At 65.7% G+C, this 21346-nt stretch carries 15 protein-coding genes; 1 reads left to right on the top strand and 14 read right to left on the bottom strand.

The window, feature by feature from the left end:
* The 14 genes from ACZY1F_RS19700 to ACZY1F_RS19765 all read right to left on the bottom strand — a co-directional run.
* Window positions 1-2622 (bottom strand): N,N-dimethylformamidase beta subunit family domain-containing protein (locus tag ACZY1F_RS19700; RefSeq protein WP_463944135.1); only part of this gene is annotated, 2622 nt, incomplete at its 3' end.
* Between the two features lie 292 nt (window positions 2623-2914).
* Window positions 2915-4255: a M18 family aminopeptidase gene (locus ACZY1F_RS19705; protein ID WP_463944136.1), complete on the bottom strand. Its 1341-nt coding sequence runs from the start codon at window positions 4253-4255 to the stop codon at window positions 2915-2917.
* A gap of 10 nt (window positions 4256-4265) precedes the next feature.
* A complete protein-coding gene (locus ACZY1F_RS19710; RefSeq protein ID WP_463944137.1) occupies window positions 4266-5159 on the bottom strand; it encodes an intradiol ring-cleavage dioxygenase in 894 nt (297 codons plus the stop codon).
* Window positions 5160-5240: 81 nt separating this feature from the next.
* Window positions 5241-5933, bottom strand: coding sequence for a response regulator (locus tag ACZY1F_RS19715; RefSeq protein ID WP_463944138.1), 693 nt, complete (start codon window positions 5931-5933; stop codon window positions 5241-5243).
* The gene (locus tag ACZY1F_RS19720; protein WP_463944139.1) at window positions 5926-7290 is read right to left on the bottom strand and encodes a sensor histidine kinase; all 1365 of its coding nucleotides are present in this window, start codon (window positions 7288-7290) and stop codon (window positions 5926-5928) included. The genes ACZY1F_RS19715 and ACZY1F_RS19720 overlap by 8 nt, the downstream gene beginning before the upstream one ends.
* Before the next feature lie 20 nt (window positions 7291-7310).
* A complete protein-coding gene (locus tag ACZY1F_RS19725) occupies window positions 7311-8198 on the bottom strand; it encodes an ABC-2 transporter permease family protein (RefSeq protein WP_463944140.1) in 888 nt (295 codons plus the stop codon).
* Window positions 8199-8212: 14 nt separating this feature from the next.
* Window positions 8213-9175, bottom strand: coding sequence for an ABC transporter ATP-binding protein (locus ACZY1F_RS19730; RefSeq protein ID WP_463944141.1), 963 nt, complete (start codon window positions 9173-9175; stop codon window positions 8213-8215).
* A gap of 171 nt (window positions 9176-9346) precedes the next feature.
* Window positions 9347-10843 (bottom strand): bifunctional phosphatase PAP2/diacylglycerol kinase family protein, encoded by a 1497-nt coding sequence (locus ACZY1F_RS19735; RefSeq protein ID WP_463944142.1) that lies wholly within the window; start codon window positions 10841-10843, stop codon window positions 9347-9349.
* Between the two features lie 57 nt (window positions 10844-10900).
* A complete protein-coding gene (locus tag ACZY1F_RS19740) occupies window positions 10901-12097 on the bottom strand; it encodes an MFS transporter (protein ID WP_463944143.1) in 1197 nt (398 codons plus the stop codon).
* Complete coding sequence (locus ACZY1F_RS19745; protein ID WP_463944144.1) at window positions 12094-12867, bottom strand: DeoR/GlpR family DNA-binding transcription regulator; 774 nt, start codon at window positions 12865-12867, stop codon at window positions 12094-12096. Before ACZY1F_RS19745 ends, ACZY1F_RS19740 begins: the two co-directional genes overlap by 4 nt.
* A 45-nt stretch (window positions 12868-12912) precedes the next feature.
* Complete coding sequence (locus tag ACZY1F_RS19750) at window positions 12913-14595, bottom strand: ABC-F family ATP-binding cassette domain-containing protein (RefSeq protein ID WP_463944145.1); 1683 nt, start codon at window positions 14593-14595, stop codon at window positions 12913-12915.
* A gap of 99 nt (window positions 14596-14694) precedes the next feature.
* Window positions 14695-16683 (bottom strand): penicillin-binding transpeptidase domain-containing protein, encoded by a 1989-nt coding sequence (locus tag ACZY1F_RS19755; RefSeq protein WP_463944146.1) that lies wholly within the window; start codon window positions 16681-16683, stop codon window positions 14695-14697.
* Between the two features lie 55 nt (window positions 16684-16738).
* Window positions 16739-18178 carry a phytoene desaturase family protein gene (locus ACZY1F_RS19760; RefSeq protein WP_463944147.1) on the bottom strand — a complete coding sequence of 480 codons (1440 nt, stop codon included), beginning with the start codon at window positions 18176-18178 and terminating at the stop codon, window positions 16739-16741.
* Window positions 18171-19637: a glycosyltransferase family 87 protein gene (locus ACZY1F_RS19765; protein ID WP_463944148.1), complete on the bottom strand. Its 1467-nt coding sequence runs from the start codon at window positions 19635-19637 to the stop codon at window positions 18171-18173. The genes ACZY1F_RS19760 and ACZY1F_RS19765 overlap by 8 nt, the downstream gene beginning before the upstream one ends.
* 170 nt (window positions 19638-19807) lie before the next feature.
* Between ACZY1F_RS19765 and ACZY1F_RS19770 the strand changes: the two genes are divergently transcribed.
* Window positions 19808-21337: a glycosyltransferase family 39 protein gene (locus ACZY1F_RS19770; protein ID WP_463944149.1), complete on the top strand. Its 1530-nt coding sequence runs from the start codon at window positions 19808-19810 to the stop codon at window positions 21335-21337.
* Window positions 21338-21346: the final 9 nt, after the last annotated feature.

Here is a 21346-nt window from a genome sequence, read left to right on the forward strand (position 1 = left end):
AGCCACCACAGCATTCGATGCATCCTTCAAACCGAACACCACCGAAGAACCCGTCACCGCCTGGTTAAACGTCGCCGCCGGCTTCACATCCACCGCCGCACCCGAAGCATTACTCACCGGCGACACCGACGACACCGCAGGAGCCGGCGGAGCCGGTACTCCAGAGGGATTGAAGATTGGATCCACCCAGTAGTACTCGGCGTTGTAGATCTGATCCGGGAAAGCGGAGGAACTTGCATAGCGGTAGAAGCCGTTGGGATTACCGGGTGTGCTTCGTGTGAAATGGAGCGGTGCACTATCAGTGCTTCCGCCTCCCGCTGGTGCCGGCGAAGGATTGTTGTAAAAGTAGCCGTTATGTTGGGCGTAGTGTCCCCTCGGTGCAAAGTAGGAGGCGACGTAGCGTGTGTTAGCCGTGACCGACAAGGGTGGGTTGATGGTTGCAGTTTGCCACCCCGTTGCTGACTCCCCTGAAAAGGTCGCCGTCGCAAGCCGCTGTCCCGTCGCACTCCAGATGTTTCCGACATGCGTTCCGGTGTTCAGGGCTGACTTGTAGAAGCGGATCCCGGAGATTGTTCCATCAACATCCGAATAGAACTTTGCCCCAAGCTCCACGGACCCGCCGTCATCGGAATCGGCCACTTCCGGCGTCGTGTTTACGCCGAACAGTGAACACGGGCAATTTACCTGCAGTGATCGTCCCGAAGCCGGAATCTCGAGGTTCCCACTGTCATCGACCGCACGGGAACGCAGGATGGAGCTAGGACTTCCGTGTGCAACATATTGGTAGCTCCAAGCGGTTGTGCCGTTGGCAAGGCGCCACGTTTTGCCGCTATCTGTGGAGACTTCCACACCTGCCACCACGCCGCCGACGTCCACCGCCATGCCGTTGACTGTCAGCAAGGAGCCGTCCGCCACCGCCGCTCCGGCAGCGGGCGAGGTAATGGTTGACGTCGGGCTGACGGTGTCACCGGACGCCTGGGCGATGGTCAGGCCAGCTATCAGCGTGGCAGGCTGCGTGCCCATGTCGGCAAACAGATTGACCGTTGCCTGTTGCATTGTTCGGTCTACGGGTTTATTTGTCGCGTAGCCGTCCAGACCCCATGGCCACTGGACGGTCCCTGCACCGAAGACGAGAGCGCCGCTGGGCGCCTTGTACATGGTGAGGTTGTGAGTTGTGGGGGTATTGCCTTGGACTCGGGAACCATAGTCAACAAAGACTTCAGCGTTGCTGGTGGTGCTGGAGAGCCTGAACTGACCGGCTGGTCGGAACCCATTTTCCGCATCGACGTCCCACTCGTAGCCAAGGGTTCCAATGTCCGCTCCGAGTGTTATTTGGCCTCCGGCCGGCATGGAAGAGATAGGCGTATTGCGCCAGAGCCTGAGCTTGCTGTAGGCAAAGGGAACTTTGATATCTGTCGTGCCTGAGTTGACCAGGAAGTACTGGCCTGTCAGTGCGTTTTCTGGATTTCCCCCGCCGCCGCTTGTCCCGAAGCGTGGGTCGCGCCATGTTCCCGTCCATGAAACAGGGTCAGTTGGCGCATCAAAATGGGTGTCCTTGTAGGAAACCAGAGTCCGGCCCGCGGTGTTCGAACCGTCGAAGCTCGGTTCCCAGCGGGTCTTCCAGAACATTTCGTTGCCGCTAAAGAAGGCAAGGTTTACACCGGCGTCCCTCGCTGCCTCCACATTCGCCCGCTGGTCAGCTGACCAATATTCGTCATGCCCCACCGAAAGAAAAGCCTTATGGTTCAGCAGGAGAGGCGCCTTGGTGGCCACGTCCAAACCACTCATGTAGCTGACGTCGTAACCGTTGGCCTCCATAAAGCGGATCATTGGATATTCGCTGTACATAAGCCAGCTTCGGCCAATGTCGTCTGCAGCCGAGTTGAAGGGACGGTTGTAGGAGACCTTGAAGGCTGCCTTATAGGCTTGCGGATTGCCTGGCGGACACGCCACCGTGCATTTGTAGAGACTGTTGCCGCCATACGAGTTATACGCCTGCCAGGTCGTGTCCGACGTCTGGAACAGCAGGCCCGAATGAGCTGCATCATCACGGACTACAAACGGAATCCAACTGGCTCCGCCGTTGTCTGTTCGGACCAGCCGCGCCAGGTAGACCCCTGAGACCGCCGACGCCGGCACCGGCCAGGACGCAGATACCGCCCAGTTGCCACAATCGATCAGCCCGGTCGCGGAGAACGTGGCGCAGTTCGGCTGGGACTGGGGTAGAGGCACTGAGGGAAGAATGTTTGCGGCGACTTTGCGGGCGCCAAGCCCCTGGTAGTACCCCAGCCGGTAGATGTCGATCCGGTATGCACTGGCGGTGCTCTTGACCTTGAAAGTCACCGTCTGCCCGAGGTTGACGCTCATCGATGTGGCGTAGCCCTGGATCGTGCTGTTGCCCGCGCCAGTTACCTGCCACTCCGAGGGTTGACTGCCCGGTTGTGTGTTTTCGCAGGCGACCTTGCTGACCACCGGCACATCGCACGGACCTGCGGCGCGGGCAGGAGCCAGCCACGAAGGGTCGGCCGCGATGGAAAAGGTGGAGACGATCAACGCAAGGACCAGCGCGGGCACGCACTGCTTGAGGATCCGCCGGGAGAACAATCCAGGTGCAGACTTCATTTTTCGGCTCCATAGTCGCGGCACAACCACGCAGCGGCCGGATCCGGGGCCTGCACTCCCGTGTCCTGCCAGCGGCACCGGCTTCCCGGCACCTGCTGTCGCGTACAGCTAGTTGTTACCGATGTCCTGGGTGGCGATAAATGAACCGCCGCAGCAGCCCGGAACCAAGGGCCGCATACCCAAAGGGCATCCGTGTTTTTCAACCGTAGGCGCGGCTGAGCGCCTCCACTACTGAAATGGTGTGACTATGTGGATATCCGCACCGGCAGTGCGGGGCTAAATCGTCCTGGCGCTATGCCGCCGACCGGAAGAACAGCTCCGTGACCGTAGCCAGCCGGTGCGGGTCCGCCACGCCGCAGAGCTCGCGGGCGGAGTGCATCGAAAGCAGGGGAACGCCGACGTCGACAGTTCGGATCCCGAGGCGCGTTGCGGTCAGGGGGCCAATGGTGGAGCCGCAGGGCATCACGTTGTTGGACACAAATTCCTGGTACGGCACGTTCGCCTCGCCGCACAGCCTCGCCCAGAATGCCGCGCCGGCGGCGTCGGTCGCGTACCGCTGGTTGGCGTTGATCTTCAGCAGCGGGCCGCCGTTCAGGACCGGGTGGTTGGCCGGATCGTGCCGCTCCGGGTAGTTGGGGTGGACAGCGTGGCCCGCGTCCGCGGAAACGCAGAACGACGCCGCCAGCGCCTGCCGCCGCTGGCTCGCCGTTGCGCCGAGGCCGTCGGAGACCCGCACCAGCACGTCTTCGAGGATGGGTCCGCACGCTCCCGAACGTGAATTCGAACCGATTTCCTCGTGGTCGAACGCGGCGAGGACGGCAATCGGCGCACCTTTGCCACCCGCCGCGGGGGCGGAAGAAGCGGAAGCACTGTGCGCGATCAGCGCCGCGAGCCCGGCGTGCGTCGCGGAAAGGTTATCCAGGCGCCCGGAGGCGAAGAACTCCCCGTTTGCCCCGAAAACCGCAGGTGCCTGCGTGTCCGCAATGACGACGTCGTACCCGCCGATCCGTGCAGGATCAACCGAAGCGCCACCGGGCACATGGGCCGCCAAAACGCCCAGCAGGTCGAAATCAGAGGGGCTACCCAGGCCCCACACGGGGTTCATGTGCCGCTGCTTGTCCAGAGTCAGGCCGTCGTTCACCGCACGGTCAAGGTGGATGGCCAGCTGCGGGAAACGGAGCATGGGCCCGGTGGCGGTGAGGTGTTCGGTGCCGTCCAGCATGACCAGCCGGCCCGCCAGCTGAAGTTCGCGGTCCAGCCACGAGTTGAGCAGCGGACCGCCGTAGACCTCCACCCCGGCCTGCAGCCAGCCGAACGCTCCGGTGGTGGGCTTGGGCTTGAGCTTGAAGGACGGGGAGTCCGTGTGCGCACCCAGGATGTTGAACCCGGTGGTGGGTCCGGCGCCTTCCGGGACCACCCAGGCGATCAGCGCGCCGTCGCGGACCAGATAGAACGATCCGGCCCCGCCGGCCCAGGGCTCACGCTCGTCCAGGCCCGTGAACCCGGCCTCGTCCAGCCGACGGGCGGCCTCGTGGACGGCGTGGAAGCTCGACGGAGATGCGCTGACGTACGTGCCAAGGTCCTGGATGTGGTCAACGGCACTGGACGCGGCGGCAGCGGAAGGTGAAGGCATGGTTCCGAGTCTAGATGGTCACATTGAGCCCGGCGGTGTAGCCGGCGGACGCCGAGCCGGTCATGGTGGCCAGCTGGTAGATGCCGCCGTCGTCCCCGAACACGTTGTCCGCCTGCAGCGTGGTGCGGGGGAAGTTCCGGGCGCTGGATTCATAGCCGGCCGTGGCATAGACCTCCTTACAGGCTGCGTCCGTCAGGGCGATCTGCGATACAGCCAGCACCTGTCCGGCGGCCGTGGCGTTGCTCATCGATTCGAACACCTCGAAGTGGATGTGCGGCCAGCGCCCGGAGTAGGCGCCGGGGAAGATGGACGTAAAGGTGACCTGGCCGCTGGCGTCCGCCTCCTGGACGCCGCGGAGATAGTTTTCGTCTGCCAGCCCGGAATCGTACATGGAGTACCTGCCGTCCCGGTCGCAGTGCCAGGCGTACACGGCCGCGCCGGCCAGTGGCACGCAGCCGTTGGCATTATCCAGCAGGGTCAGGGTGAACGTCAGCGGCACACCCTCGGCCGTGGCGCTGCCGGTTCCGAAGCTCGCGGTGATGTCCTGCCGCACCACCCCGGAGGCTGCCAGCACGTTGGGGCCGTTGGAACCGTCACCGGGGTACGGCCCTGCCGTTTCCTCCGGAATCTCCACGCCGCACTCCGCGATCGCCCGGGTGAGCGTGGGGCTGGCGGTGGGAGTCGCCGTCGTGGTGGCCGCGCTTGCGGTGGCTGAGGCACTCTCGGTGGCGGCCGACGTCGATGTGCCGGCTGTGGTGCCTGACCCGCCGGAGGTGCACGCTGCCAGCGCCGCTGCCGCACCGCCGGCGCCGAAGAACATTCCGAGGGAACGGCGGCTGACCAGGGTGGACAGGTCAAACTCGAGGCCGCGGTCGTGGTTGGGGTGGGGAAGGTGGTTGCTCATGGCTCCATCCAACGCGTCCCGCCTATCCCCTGCATAGGCCCGTCCTGTGCGGGACCTGTGCGTCAGTAGGCCGCGCCAGCGTCAGTAGTCAGGATTGCTCGGGACCACCAGGCCGGTCTCGTACGCGTACACCACCGCCTGGACCCGGTCGCGCAGGTGGAGCTTGGTCAGGATCCGGCGGACGTGGGTCTTCACCGTTGCTTCGGACAGGAAATACCGGTGCGCGATTTCGGCGTTGGAGAGGCCTTCCGCCATGGCTTCGAGCATTTCGGTTTCGCGCGGGGTGAGGTCTTCGAGCAGGGGGTCCCGCGGTGCGACGGAGGGGGCCGGCATGGCAGCGCCGCGGACATAGGTCTCCAGCAGCCGTTGCGTGACACGCGGGGCCACCACGGCATCCCCGCTGGCCACCACCCGGACGGCGCTGACCAGGTCCGACGGCGCCACGTCCTTGAGGAGGAACGCGGACGCGCCTGCCTGGAGCCCGGCGAACGCATATTCGTCCACATCGAAGGTGGTGAGGATGATGATCCGGGCACGGGATCTGGAGGCCGTAATGGCACGGGTTGCCTCGATACCGTCCAACACGGGCATCCGGACGTCCATCAGCACCACGTCGGGGTTCAGGTCGCGGACCAGCCGCACGGCTTCGGCACCGTCGGATGCCTCGCCGACAATATGCAGGTCTTCCTCGCCCTCAAGAATGAGGCGGAAGCCCATCCGCAGGAGCGGCTGGTCATCCACCAGCAGGACGTTTATCGGTTGGGTCTCAGTCACGGGTGCCTTGCAGTTGGGGTGGATGGGTGGGGGTTTCCGCGGGCTCGTCAGCCGGCCAACCCAGGACGGCATACACCCGCCAGCCGCGGCCGCGCCGTCCGGCCACCACGGCGCCTGCGTAAATACGCGCCCGTTCGGCCATACCCGCCAGCCCCTGGCCGGAACCGGGCCCGGCGGAACCCAGCCCGCCGGAACCCGGCACGCCGCCGTCGGAGGTTCCCGGACCCGGGACTCCGGCGCCGTCGTCGAGCACTTCAATGGTGACCCTGGAGCCGGCCCGGACAATGGCCACGTCCACCCGTCCCAGCGACCGGCCGTAGCGGAGCACATTCGTCAGGGACTCCTGAACTATCCGGTAGACCGTCAGCTGGAAGGCCGCGTCGGCGGGCAGCGCCGGGCCGGTATGCGAGTAGTGCAGCGGCAGGCCCGCGGTGCGAAAGCCTTCCAGGAGCTTCGCCAGGCTGTCGCCGGAAGCGAGGGGCTGACGCGGCGCCGCCCCGCCAGCGTCGTCCCGGAGTACGCCAAGGACACGCCGCATGTCCGCCAGCGCCGTCCGGCCGGTCCGCGACAGTTCCCCCAGCACCTCGCCGGCGCGCTCGGGACTTTTCCGGACCACGACGGCGGCACCGTCGGAGAGGCTGACCATCACCGTCAGCGAGTGCGCCACGACGTCGTGCATTTCGCGGGCGATCCGGTTGCGTTCGTTGACGGACGCCAGGCTGGCCGTCCGAGCCGCCCACGCGGAGATCTCCTGCTCGTGCTCCCGCCGTTGCCGCACCGAAATGCCAATCCCTGTGGCGATGACGTTGGACAGGGCGATGGTGGCGCCGGTGGCGATGCTGGTCAGGAGGTGGAAGTCCCCGGGATTGCCGCCGGCATCGTGGATGAAGGAATTCTCCATGGGGCCGACGGCGGCCAGCAGGTATAGCAGGGCCAGCGGCGCCGTGGCGGCGGCCATGGCCACCAGCGCGAACCGGCGCGTGTGCACCACGGCCACGGCGTAGAGCGAGAACCACAGCCCCGCCGAAACGTTGGAGCCCCAAGGGTGCAGCAGCGTGACGGCCACTTCCATGACCGCGACGAAGGCTGCCAGCGCCACGGGGTGGGAGCGCCGGAAGAACAGGGCCCCCGCGACCGCGAAGAGGAGGGCCGCCGCCAGCCAGGCGCCGGACACTATCGCGTCCACCACGGTCGGCGCCACCAGCAGTGCGTAGCTGAACACCACCACGCCGTCCATCACCCGGGGACGCTGGAAGAGGTACCGCCGAAGCAGGCCGCGGCGCTTGGCCGTGATTTCGGCAAAGGACGCGTCGGCCTGGCTGGCCGACGCGTCCCTCACAAGTGCCGCTTCATTCATGCTCTGAGCCTAGTGTCCGCCTAGACGTCGCGTTTCTTGAGCACGATCATGGCCGGAACCAGGAACAGCAAAACGTAGCCCAGGAAGATCAGGCCGCCCTGCCAGGGATCGATGACGCCGTCGGTGTGGCCAATAGACAGGAACCGTCCGCCGGCGTCGCTCGGGAGGTACTGGGGAACGTACTTCCAGAAGTCGCCCGGGATGAAGGTCATAAAGCTTGCCGCGATGGAGACCACGAAGAACAGGCCCACGAGGACTGTGATGCCGCCGGCGGAATTGCGCAGCAGCGCGCCGAGCGACAGGCCGATCAAGGCCACCCCGGCAACGTAAAGTCCGCCCGTGAAGACGCTGTACAGCACGCCCTCCGTGGACCAGCCCAGGTCCAGACCCAGTCCTTGGAAGACCGGCATGGCAATCAGGAACGTGGCCACTGCGGCGATGGTGGTGATGACATAGGAGATCACTGCGAGCAGGATCGCCTTGGCCACAAAGGCCGGCGTGCGGCGCGGGACGGCGTTCATGGTGGAACGGATCATTCCGGTGGCGTATTCGGAGGAGATGAACAGGACAGCCAGCGAGCCCAGCACCAGGGTGCCGATCTGCAGGCCAGCGTTGGGCAGGTTGTACAGGTCAAAACCAGATCCCGGCGGGAAGGATTGCGTCATCATTTCGGGCGTCAGGGCCTGGCCCTGGTCCCGCGCCATCCGGGCCATGGAGTCCAGGAAGGAGAACCGGATCAGGACGGCAAGGGCCCCAACGCCGACAATCGCCACCAGGGTCAGGAGCAGCAGGATGCGGGTGGACATCAGGGAGAACAGCTTGATCCATTCGGACCTCAGCACGCCGGAGAAGGTCACCCCCCTGGTACCAGCGGAGGTACGGACACGCGAAGTTTGGGTATCAGTCATGGTGGTCATCGTCCTTACTTTCCTGCCGCTGCCGGGGCGGTTTCCGGGGCGAACTCGCCGGCGGGTCCACCGGTCAGGTGTGAGTGGTATTCCACTTCGTCCTTGGTGAGATCGAAGTAGGCGTCTTCCAGGGACGACTGCTGCGGGGTGAGTTCGTAGACGAGGACCCGGTTGTCCAGTGCCACCTGGGCGATCTGCCGCGCGTCCAGGCCCGTCACTTCCAGGGTTTCGGGCTGGCCCTGGTCCACGGTCACGCCATCGCCGGACAGCAGGGCTGACAGCTGGGTAGCCGCGGATGTGCGGACCAGGGTCTTGACCTGACGGGTGCCAGCAATGATGTCCTGGACGGGGGCGTCCGCAATGATTTTTCCGCGGCCGATCACGATCAGGTGATCTGCGGTCTGGGCCATTTCGCTCATGAGGTGTGAAGACAGGAAGACGGTCTTGCCCTGTCCGGCGAGGTAGCGGACCAGGTTGCGGACCCACAACACACCTTCCGGATCGAGGCCGTTGACCGGCTCGTCAAGGATCAGGGTCTGCGGATCGCCGAGCAGGGCGTTGGCAATGCCCAGGCGCTGCCCCATGCCCAGCGAGAAGCCGCCTGCCTTCTTCCGGGCCACGGCCTCCAGGCCGGTCATCTCGATGACTTCGTGCACCCGGGATGTGGGGATGTTGTGCGTGGCCGCCATGGCCCGCAGGTGGTTGTAGGCGCTGCGGCTCGTGTGGACCGCCTTGGCGTCCAACAGCGCACCCACCTCGTGCAGGGGGGCCTTATGGTCTGCGTAGTGCAGGCCGTTCACAGTGACCGTGCCCGACGTCGGGCGGTCCAGTCCCATGATCATGCGCATGGTGGTGGATTTGCCGGCACCGTTCGGGCCCAGGAAGCCCGTCACCTGCCCGGCTTTGACGGTGAAGCTGACGCCGTCAACCGCCGTTTTGCTGCCGTAGACCTTGGACAGGCCTGTTGCCTCAATCATGGAATGTTCCTTAGAACAGCAGCCAGGTGGCTGCGGGATGCGGGGAAGGTTTCTTGCGTACGTTCCACGCTACCGACGGCTTGGCCTGATTTCGCCTGTCTCAGGGATGATTCAGGGTCGAATCAGGGTAGTCCGCACGGATGACGAGGGGTCCCCTCAGGGGCAGCCGCCTTAGGTGCGGGGCGAGTAGTAGGTCAGGGCGCGCGGTTCCACCCGGATCCGGACGCTGCGCACGCCGGCCAGCGCTTCGCCGTCCACCGCCAGCGCCATGGGCGATCCCTCCGACTCAATGCGGACTTCTGTGGCCTCCCGCAGGTGGGTGATCCGGGACGTCGCCACTGTGCCGGTCAGCACCGACCACAGGAGCCGGAGCCGGGCAAAGGATTCGTCGGCGGTGATCATGCGGACGTCCAGGACGCCGTCGTCCAGCACGGGCCGCGACAGGGGAGCATGGTCCCGGGGGTAGTAGCGGCCCCGGCCAATGTACGCGATCCAGAGTTTATGCCGGACACCGTCCACGGTCAGGGTGGTGGGGGTTCCTGCGGCGAAGGTCCGGAACATTGCCGCAACGCCGGCCAGCGGTTTGCCGAGGGCCGGCTGAAGCTGCTCCCTGCGCCGGACGAGGTTGGGGTAGAGGCCGACGCTGGCGGTGTTCAGCATGATCAGGTCTGCTGTTTCCGGATTGCCCGCAAGCCCGCGCTCCACGGTCACAATGCCGACGTCGGAGCGGGCGGCTTCACCCGCGGCAGCCGCTGCCACAGCGTCCTTAAGGTTGGCAGTCCCCGTGTCCCGGGCGAAGTGGTTGAGTGTTCCACCCGGGAGCACCAGCAGGGGAACGGAATGCTCGACGGCGGCCGCGGCCGCGGTGCCAACGGTTCCGTCGCCGCCCCACACGCCCAGTGCGCGGGTGTCCGGATGGGAAGCCAAGGCCTGGATGGCCTCGTCAAGGCTCTCACCCGGCTCGACCGTTTTTATATACGCTTTGGGGAATACTTCCTGGAGGGCCCCCGCGGTTTGTTCCGTGAAGGAGCCGCCGAGGGTATTTACCACGATGCTGAGGCCTTCGCCGCCCGGCAGCTCGGGAGCTTCGGTTGCGGTGCGGGACACGCCGGGAAACGGTGGGCGGACGGGCCACCACTTGCGGGTCACCAAAGCCGCCCCTGCGCCGATCGCCGATCCGAAGAAGACATCCGATGGCCAGTGGGCCCCCGTGTGGACGCGTGAGTAGGCCACCCCCAGTGCGGCCGGTGCAAGGGCCGCGCCAACAGCAGGCTTGACCAGTCCGGCGCCAAGCGCGAAGGCAATGGCCGAGGCCGAATGCCCCGAGGGCATGGACGAACTGGTGGGCTGGGGATGGACGAACCGGAAAACCGGCAGGTGCTCGGGGAGCGGCCTGGCCCGCGGCAGGAGTGTTTTGAACACTACGTTGGTCACAGCCGAGGCCACGGCCTGGGCGATCAGCCCGTGCAGGGCGGCCCGGCGGGGCTTGCCGGGAAACGCGGCCATGATCGCCGCTGCCCCCATCCACAGTTTGCCGTTGTTCGCGGACGCGGAGAGGCGGCGGAAGAACGCGTCGTGGTTGCCGCCCGGGAACGACGACACACCGCGGACAAGGCGCCGGTCAACTCGGCTGATCCAACCCGGTTCTTGGCGCGACACTCTGTACATCTCCCCACCCTAATACCGGCGGTGTTCCCCATCTTGGAGGCACATGTTTGGAGGCCGCTATTTGGAGGACAGGGGCCTCGCGGCTCCGGCGAGGAGCAATGCCACCACGATCGGGGCGAGGATCGCCAGGAGTGCCACATGGATTCCCGTGAGGTCACCCAGGTACCCCAGCAACGGCGGGCCGGCGAGGAAGGAAACATACCCCAGGGTGGATACAACCGAGACCCTCGCGGCGGCGTGCTTCGGATCGTCGGCAGCAGCGGACATCCCCATGGGGAACGCCATCGCGGCGCCCACACCCCATAGCGCAGCGCCTACGCCGGCCAGCCAGATGTTCCCCGCGAGCACAAACAGGCACAGGCCAGCAGCCGCGGCGGCCATGCTTGCCCGGAGCACCACAACACGTCCGTAGGTGTCGATCACACGGCCACCGAAGAGCCGCATGGCTGTCATCGCCAGGACAAACAGGGCGAACATCAGGGCGCCGGTCGATTCCGAGGCACCCAGCCCGTCTACTGTGGCCTTGGCGATCCAGTCGTTTCCGGCGCCTTCAGTAAGTGTTGCACCCAGGACCACAACGCCAATCAGGAGGGTGCGGCTGTCACGCCAGGCAGACGGCCCCTTGATGGCCTTCGGCTCACCATCCACGGGGAGGGCCTGAGCTATGTGCGGGAGGAAGTAGCGGGGCGCCACGAGGGCCACGACCACCACCACGCCGGCGATGACCAGCAGGTGCAACGGCAGGCCAACACCGATCGTTGACAGGCCTGCGCCGATCAGCGCCCCCAGAAAGGCCCCGCCGCTGAAGGCCGCATGGAACTGCGGCATGATGGTGCGCCGAAGCTTGTGCTCGACGTCAGCCCCTTCAATGTTCTGCGAAACGTCCCACAGCCCGACGCCGATGCCGAAGAAGAACAGCGCCACGGCAGTGCCCGGCACCGATTCCGCCGACAGTGAGAATGCAATGCCCACCCCGGCCAGGGCTGACAGCAAACCGCCTGCGCGCACCGCATTGGCGGTGCCGATTTTCCCCACCACAAGTCCCGCCGTCGGAAGGGCCAGCAGTGAGCCGACGGCAATGCACAGCAGAAGCGTGCCCATCTGGCCGGAGGTCAGGTGCAGCGTCTCGGTGACGGCGGGGATCCTGGCGGCCCAGCTGGCAAAAACAAAGCCGTTGATACCGAAGACCACAAAAGTGGCGGCCGCGGCTGCCCTGAGGGACGGCCCGGCCGTTGTGCTGGTGTTGATGCTCATGCTTTGACTACTTCCACCGAGAGCTTGTTGAGGTGTGCGAGTTCGTCCGCACTCAGGTTTTTGTCCGTGACTATCACGTGCACTGCGTCCAAGGAGGCAACCAGGGCCATCGCGGTGGCATTCCATTTGGCACCGGCACAGGCAACAATCACCCGCGCGGCGGATTCGAGGCCGGCCCGTTTCACTGCGGCGTCATCCAGATCATGGGCCAGGAGCCCGTCCTTGAGGTTCAAGGCGCAGGGCGTGACCACCGCAGTATCGAAGCGCAGGGACCGGATGTTGGCTTCCGCGAGCGGGCCGCGGAACGACAGCTCGCCGGGTACCAGGCTTCCGCCGGGGAGCAGCAGGGCAGGGCGCTGGCCGGCATGCGGGTCGCCGTCGGTGACCGTTGTCAGGGAGCGCATGGACATGGGCATCAGCGTCAGTTCGCGCCCGCGGAGGACTCGGGCAATTTCCGTGGCTGTGGTCCCGCTGTCCAGCCACACACGTTCACGCTCTCCCAGCAGGCCGGCCACAGCGACGGCGATCCGGGCCTTCACGGCCTGGTCTTCGAGTTCGCGCTGGCCGTAGCCGGGGTTTTCGCCGCCGGCAATGAGGCTCCTGGCACCGCCGTGGACCCGGCGGAGCACGCCATGCGCTGCGAGCAGCTCAAGGTCCCGCCGGATGGTGGCGCCCGATGCGTCGCATGCCAGAGTCAGCTCATCCACCGAGACCTCGGTCTTGCGGCGTAGCAGCTCCCCGATCAGGCGGTGCCGCTCTTCTGTCTTCATGCTCATATGATAGCAATTCTTGATCATATGAACTTTGCCTGACGCTTAGCGGGCGCGCTCAACCCGCTTTTCGTCCCACACCGGCTCGGGGGACTCGTAGACCTTGCCGTCGGAACCGAATACCAGGAACCGGTCGAAGGTGCGGGCGAACCAGCGGTCGTGGGTGACCGCCAGGACGGTTCCCTCGAAGTGGTCGATGGCCTTTTCCAGTGCCTCAGCCGAATGGAGGTCCAGGTTGTCTGTGGGCTCATCCAGCAGCAGGAGCGTGGCGCCGGAGAGCTGCAGCAGCAGGATCTGGAACCGCGCCTGCTGGCCGCCGGAGAGGGACTCGTACTTCTGCTCCGACTGCGATGCCAGTCCGTAGCCGTCCAGGGCGCCGGCGGCTGCCTCACGACCCAGGCCGGACCGGTGCTCGTCGCCGCGGTGCAGGATCTCCAGCAGGGTCTTGCCCAGGAGGTCGGGCCGGACGTGGGTCTGGGCGAAGAAGCCGGGCCGGATGCGGGCGCCGAGTTTCACGGTGCCCTCATGCGGCACTTCGGCAATATCGACTTCGGACACGGGGAGGTGTTCGCGTTCCGGGTCCGTCCCGCCCGTGGCGAGCAGCCGCAGGAAGTGGCTCTTGCCGGAGCCGTTGGAGCCGAGCACACCCACGCGGTCCCCGAACCACACTTCGGTGGAGAACGGCTTCATCAGCCCGGTCAGTTCCAGGCTCTCGGCCACCACAGCTCGCTTGGCGGTCCGGCCGCCCTTCAGTCGCATACGCACGTTCTGTTCGATCGGCAGTGCCTCGGGCGGGCCGGCCTCGAGGAACTTGGCCAGCCGCGTCTGGGCGGCCTGGTAGCGGTTGGCCATGTCGGAGCGGAAGGCCGCCTTGTTCTTGTACATGTTGACGAGTTCCTTGAGCTTCACGTGCTCCTCGTCCCAACGCTTGCGGAGCTCCTCGAAGCGGGCGTTCCGGTCGGCGCGGGCGTCAACGTAGGAGCCAAAACCTCCGCCGTGCACCCAGGCACCTGCGCCGTTGATGCCCGGTTCGAGGGTCACGATCCGGCCGGCCGCATTGTTCAGCAGCTCGCGGTCGTGGCTGATGAAGAAGACAGTTTTTTTGGACTCGTTGAGCTTGTCCTCAAGCCAGCGCTTGCCCGGCACGTCCAGGTAGTTGTCCGGCTCATCGAGAAGGAGCAGCTCGTCGGGGCCGGCAAACAGGGCCTCCAGTACCAGGCGCTTCTGCTCGCCGCCGGAAAGGCTCGACGCCGGGCGGTGCTGCGCACGGTCGAAGGGCAGTCCGAGGGCGGCCATGCAGACCTCGTCCCAGACGGTCTCGACGTCGTAGCCTCCTGCGTCTCCCCAGTCCACGATCGCCTGGGCGTACCGCATCTGGGAGGGCTCGTCGTCGTGCTCCACCATCGCGAGCTCAGCTGCGTCCACTTCCTTGGCCGCAGCGGCCAGGGCCGGCGGGGCAGCGGAAACGAGAAGGTCGCGGACCGTGGATTCATCCCTGACCTGGCCCACGAACTGGCGCATGATGCCCATGTTTCCGGAGCGCCCGATTACACCTTCGTCCGGAACGAGGTCACCGGAAATGATCCGGAAGAGGGTGGTCTTTCCGGTGCCGTTGGGCCCGATCAGGGCTGTTTTGGTGCCGTCCGGGACCTTAAAGGTCACTCCGTTGAGCAGCTGGGTGCCATCGGAAAGGAAGTAGTCAATACCGGAAATGTCTATGTGGGCCACGCCAACAATCCTCCCACGCCCGCCCCGCACGAGTTTTTGTCCGGATAACCTGCCTTGGCAGCAGTTCTGCCCGCATTATCTGGACAAAAACTCGGCGGGTTAGCCGGCGGCGGTCAGGAACTGCTTGAGCAGCGGCCCGGACGTGGTGGCTCCGAGGCCGCCGTCTTCGACGAACACGGCCACGGCCAGGTCACCGTGGACAGCCACAATCCAGGCGTGCGTCTTGGGCGGGGTCTCGTTGCCGAACTCCGCCGTGCCGGTCTTGGCGCCCACGGGCGCGCCCGGCACGGTCGACAGGAAGCCGGCGTGTCCGGACGTCACCACTGCGCGCATCATGTCGGACAGCGCCGCGGCCTCGGCGGCGGTGATCGGCTGGCCGGACGCCTTGGACGGCGCCTCGGGCGTAACGCTCGACGACGGCGCACCAGCGTCCGCCGTCGCCGCGCCGGAGGTGTCTGCCGTGCCTGCGCCGGCGTCGGGATTCAGGACCAGCTGCGGTGAGACGGGGGATCCCTTGCCCACGGAGCCGGCCATGACGGCCGCGGCCAGCGGGGACAGGAGTACCTTGCCCTGGCCGATCATCGAGGCGGCATGTTCGGTGCCGGCAGCCTCGCCCGGAACGGACCCGAGGAACGCCACGGCGCCCAGCGCGGGGGCCTCCACAGCGACGCCCATGGCGACCGCGGCGGCCTCAAGCTGGGCCTGCGTGACTGTGTCGCGCGCAGCGATGAAGGCCGTATTGCACGAATGGGCAAAAGCGTCGCGGAGTGCCACCGATCCCAGTGAGGTTTCCGGGTAGCCTTCCGCGTTTTTGAACGTGCGGCCGTCCACGGTGAGGGTAGGTGTGCATTCCACCTTCGAATCGGGCGTCAGTCCGTTGCGGATCATGGCGAGCGAGTCGATGATCTTGAAGGTTGAACCGGGCGCGTACTGGCCCAGCATTGCGGTGTTGTAGCCGTTGCTTCCCGGGCCGGAGGCGGCCGCGAGAACTGCGCCGGTGGAAGGACGGAGTGCCACGATGGCCGACGCCGGACCCACACCGGCAAGCGTGCTCTCGGCGAGTGCCTGGAGGTTCGGATCCAGCGTGGTTTTCAAAGGCGTGCCGGGGGTTGGGGCCATCTCGAACACCACTTTGCGGGGATCTGTCCCTGCGGCCTGGATCTGTTCGCGGGTCAGGTCGGCCCGCTGCGCACGGATCACCACGGCGTCGGTGCCACGCAGTTGTGCGTCGTACTGCTGCTGTAGGCCGCCGATGCCGGTCACGTCTCCGGCAGTCAGGACACCGCCTGACGACTCGATCTGTTCCGCCGTAACCTCTCCGACGGTACCGAGGACAGCCCTTGCGAACGTGCGGCTGGGGGCCAGTGGCTGGGCTTCGGGGACGGCGCGGCCACCCGGAATGGCCGTGATCTGCGCGTCTGTGACGGTGCGGCCCTCTTCACGGAGGGTGATGGCCCGGACGAACGCCTCCGGGCCGGATCCTGCCACCTGTTGGGCATAGGTGGCGGCATCCACGCCCACCAGTTCGGCCAGCTTGGTGGCCGACGCGGCGGGGTCCGCGGATCCCAGAAGCAGTCTGTCAATCCCCACGTTCACCACGGGCCGGTACGTAACAAGCTTCGCGTCATTGGCGCCCAGAATGTCGGCGCGCTGCGGCGATTGGGTGCCTTTGCTGAGGATTTCGTTCTCGGCGAGCCCCGGAACCAGGGTGGCAGTGTTCCAGACGGCCAGCCATTTGTCCCCGGACTTCGTGAACTCTGCGGAGACCGTGTATTTCCACTCGCCGGTGCCGATTTTCCACGCGTAGTTCAATGGAACGGTTGCTGTGTCGCCGTCCAGCGTCAGCTCGCCGGCCGCCACGGTGGGCTTGTCCGGATCCAGTGACTTGAAAATGTCCTGGACCTGTTGTTTGGCCACCCCGGAGTCTTTGCCGTCAAAGGCGACCGAGCCGACGTCGAGCGTGGAAAGCGCAGAGGCCAACTGCTTGGCCGCGCTTTCAGCACCCCCTCTGCCGTCGTCGCAGGCAACCAGCGAGGCGCCGAGAATGAGTCCAGCTATGGCAAGTGACAGTTTTCTTGAGTTCCCCACGGCGCTATTATGCCCCGATTTGAACCGTGCCTGCTGTCACCAATCCGCGCCCGGTTCAAAGCCGGAGCGAGGGCACCTCAAGACTAAATATGTCTTTGAGGGCATATTTAGCGGCAAAATACCCTGGCATCCCTGTCACGCCGGGGCCAGGCGGCGTAGAGGACGAACAGAGATATACGCCGGTCACGGGCGTCCGCCACGGAACACGGGAGACCACCGGGCGCTGGACCAGTCCGCGCACATCCATGATGCCGGCGCTGAAGTCCCCGCCCACGTAGTTCCGGTTGTAGCTGGCAAGCTCTGCCGCCGTGGTCACGTGTCTCTGCACCACCACGTCCCGGAACCCCGGCGCGAAGCGCTCGAGCTGGGCGGTGACCGCCTCACCCATGTCGCGGGTTGATCCGGCCGGTACATGGCAGTACGCCCAGAGAATCTGCCGCCCGGCCGGTGCACGGCCGGTGTCGAAACGCGATGGCTGGGCCACCAGTACGTACGGCCGCTCCGGGTGCCTTCCGGCGGATACTTCGTTCTCGGCACGGGCCAGTTCAGCACGTGTGCCGCCGACGTGCACTGTGCCGGCGTCACGCAGTTCCTTTGCTGCCCACGGAACGGGCCCGGACAGGATGAAGTCCACCTTGCAAGAACCATTCCCGTAGCGGAATGTCTCCAGGGCTTGCCTGTACCTGGCCGGGAGCCTGTCGCCGGCAAGGGCCAGGAGACCCTTTGGGGCCACATCCAGCAGAGTGGCCCGCGCGCCGCGGAGTTCGTGGAGGCTCTCGATCGGCGCCCCCGTGTGGATCACTCCGCCGTGGGCACGGATGTCAGCCTCCAGCGCGGCCGCGATGGAGGCCGATCCGCCCAGCGGAACCGGCCAGCCCTGGCCGTGGGCAAGGGCCGTGAGCATAAGCCCGGCACCGGCGGAGGCCAGCGAGGGCAGCCGCGAGACTGCATGGGCAGCCACCCCGCTGAGCAGTGCAGGCGCGAGGTCCCCCTTGAACCGCGTGTTCCACAGCAGCGATCCCTGTTCCATTGTCCGCAGTCCGAAGAACGCCGCGGCCAGGGGATCCCGGGGGATGCGGAGCAGCTGGTGCTGCGTCAGATCCATCACGCCGTCAACGCGGTCAACGAGCGGGCCAAGTAGCCTGCGGTAGGCGCCGCCGTCCCTGCCCAGGCCCTGGACCGTCCGTTCGAGGCTGTGATAACCGAGGGCCGCCCGTCCGCCGTCGAGCGGCGATCCGAACGAAAGCTCCGGCACCACCAGGTCAATCCGGCGTGCCAGCTCGAAGTCACGGAAGAAGGGGGACGCCAGTGCCATGGGGTGCACTGCAGAACAGATGTCATGGAGGTGTCCCGGCTGCATCAGCTCGGCGGTCCGCGTGCCGCCTCCGATGGTGCCAGCCGCCTCGTGGACTTCGACGGAGAGGCCGGCGCGGGCCATTACGGCGGCTGCGGCCAGCCCGTTGGGTCCGGAACCGACGACGGCGACGTCAGGCATGGTGTTTCGCCCGCCAGGGGAGTACCGCGTGTGAGCCATGGCGGAGGCTGAACCGTAGCCAGTCCGGCAGTCCGTCGAACGGCCCGCCCTGCGGATCATCAAGGTGATGGCGACGGACGGGATCGTAGTCCGGGTCATGGATGTCCCACACAACCCGGAACATCAAATATGCCGTTACAAGCATGTGTGCTGCTACCGCCAGGACGTAGTAAGGCATATCAATATTGTGCTGCGTCGCGCCCTGGCTGGTCACCTGCCCCAGGTACATCCAGACGGCTGCCCAATGCAGGCCTTCAACGCCCTGCCAAATGAGAAAATCACGCCACCGAGGCCGGGCCAGCGCCACCAGCGGGATGAGCCACAGGACATGCTGTGGCGAATAGACCTTGCTGGTCAAAATAAAGGCACCCACGATGAGGAACGCCAACTGGGCCAGCCGTGGCCGGCGGGCTGCTGTCAGCGCCACCACGGCGATCACGGCACAGGCCAGCAGGAATACGGCCAGGGCCAGCCAGTTGATGGTTGCAGGATCCAGCACCGGCCAGCGCACGCGCCGGGCCACCAGGTTGTAGGCGAACCACAATGACCCGTAGCCGGCTTCACTCGTCTCGGCGAACCTGAAGAAATACCCCCAGCCCGAGGGGTTGGAGACGGCGACAGGCACGTTAGTAGCCAGCCACGCCGCTGCACTGGCGCCGGCCGTGACCAGGAACCCGCGGATCCGCCCTGTCCGCAGGGCCAGCAGGAGGATGGCTCCGAGAACCAAGGCGGCGTAGGGTTTGGTCGCTGCGGCCAGGCCGATCAGGATGCCTGCCAGGACCAGCTTTTCACGCGAAAAGCACAGCATTCCCAGCGCCAATAAGGCGACGGCCCACAAATCCCAGTTGATGGTTCCGGCCAGCATAATACCCGGTGCCAGCGCCACCATGGCCGCATCCCAGGGGCGCCGCTGCGACATCCTGGCCGTAGCCAGCACCGTGACAATCCAGACGGCGGCAACCAGCGTGGCATTAACGTCGAAGTAACCGAGGATCCGCGCGTCACTGACGCCCTTGCCCGGCACCAGCCAGGCAGTCACACCGGCAATAAGTCCCGTCAGGACGGGATCTTCAAAAAGGGATCCCGGGCTCAGGACCGGGAACGTGCCGTCTCCCAGGCCGCGGTTGCGGAAAAATTCCGGGAAATCGGAATAGCACGTGGAATAGAACTGGCCGGGGCTGGACCAGCCGTTGGCCCGGCAGTAGCCCTTGATTGCGATGCCGGCCAACGCTGCCAGTACCGTCAGGATGATCAGGACACGTTCCACGGTATAAACACCGGGGGAGACGAGGCCGGGAGCCGACCGGGCACCCATCGGCCCGCCGATCAGTTCCGTGAAGTTCTTCAGCAGCAGGTCACTGCGGCTGGGAACAACCAGGCGGGTGCGCTGTCCGTGCCCCGGCGGCTTCGTCTCCTGCATGCCTTTGAGCTTACCGGGACGCCGTCCTGACAGCCCGTGGGTTCAGCCCATAGGTATAGGGTCGAATTCGCATGCGGGCCGATTTGGTCCGGCCACTCGCGATATTCTCGCAGGGGAGCAGGTCTCGGGTCAGGCTGCTTCCGAGAGACATGGACCTCAAGGGGATTGTTGTGCTGAATCAACTGCCGGACGTTCCGGAGCGGCTCCAGCGGCAGAACGCCGCCCGGAGGGGTAAGCGGCGGCTGCCTGCACGCGCCAACACCTGGACGGTTCCAGCGGGCATCGGGCTACTGGCGTTCTGCGTCGCTTTTGTCGGTTCCTGGATTCCCTCGTTCTGGGATGACGAGATCGCGACCATCTCCGCCGCCGGACGCAACCCAGCGGACCTCGTAGTGCTCCTGCAGTCTGTCGATGCAGTCCACGGGCTCTACTACTTCCTGATGCACGCGTGGACTTCCGTCTTTGGTTTCTCCGAAGTGGCCATGCGGGCGCCGTCAGCCCTGGCCGTCGGACTGGCATGCGCCGGAACGGTCGTCTTGGGGCGGAGGTTGGGGTCGGATGCCCTCGGCGTCGCTTCCGGCCTGGTGTTGGCAGTGCTTCCCAGGATGGTGTGGGCCGGAACCGAAGCACGGCAATCCGCATTCACAGCGCTGTTGGCCGTCGCCCTGACCTACCTGCTGGTCAGGGCGTGGAAGTCCAACCGGGTCATTGACTGGGTGCTCTACGGCCTCTGTGCGGTGCTGGGGGTCTGGATGTTCATGTTCTTCGTCCTGGCCGTGGTGTCGCACGCTGTGGCCGCCATACTTCTCCGCCGGCGGCGGCTCGCTACGATGGCGGCCTGCGCTGCCGCCGGTGCCGCTGCCCTGCCATTCCTCCTCCTTACAATGGGACAGAAAGCCCAGGTTGACTGGATCGAGAACCGGTCCCTGGCACAGACCATCAGCACCGCGGCCGTCAAGCAATACTTCTACGGAGAAGATCGCCCCACCGGGAATCTTCCGCCGAACTGGATCCTGGCCTTCGTGGCTCTTCTCGGAGTCATTGAGACCGCGCTGATCGTCTGGGGGTTGTGGGCATCTCGCCGGACGCCAGCGCGGCGCCCCCTGCTCGTCCTTTGCCTGGCAGGCGTAGCCGTACCGATAGCCGGGCTCATGCTCGTGAGTATCGTCGCCCAGCCGGTATACGTGGCCCGCTACCTCACGTTCACGGCGCCCGCATTCGCACTCCTGGTGGGCATGGGCATTGTCAGTATCCCGGCCCGACTCCCGTGGCTCCGCTACGTTGCCATGATCGCCGTCATCGCTGTGAGCCTCGTTCCCCAGCTGACCATCAAGAGCCTGGTCAACGAACCGCCAGACACGGAGCGGAAGATCGGCCACCTCGTTGCCTCCGAAGCCCCAGCACCGGCAGCCATGGTCTTTGAATATCCGTATCTTCGTGACATGACCCTTGCCTATCCAGACGATTTCGCAGGAGTGCAGGATCTTTCCCTTGCCGACAGCCCCGCAGCGTCAGGAACTCTTTGGGGGGAGAACGCCGCGGTTGGACCGGACCGGCTGTCGGGCAAGGGAAACGTGTGGTTCGTCGGAGACGGCAGCGCCGATGCCGATGATCTGTCTGCATTCGCATCGGCAGGGTGCACGGAAACAGGAACGATGCCGTACCAGCGGCTGAAGCTGGTGACCTTCAACTGCCCGTAGCAGTTCCCG

This window comes from Pseudarthrobacter xylosi (genome assembly GCF_055412765.1).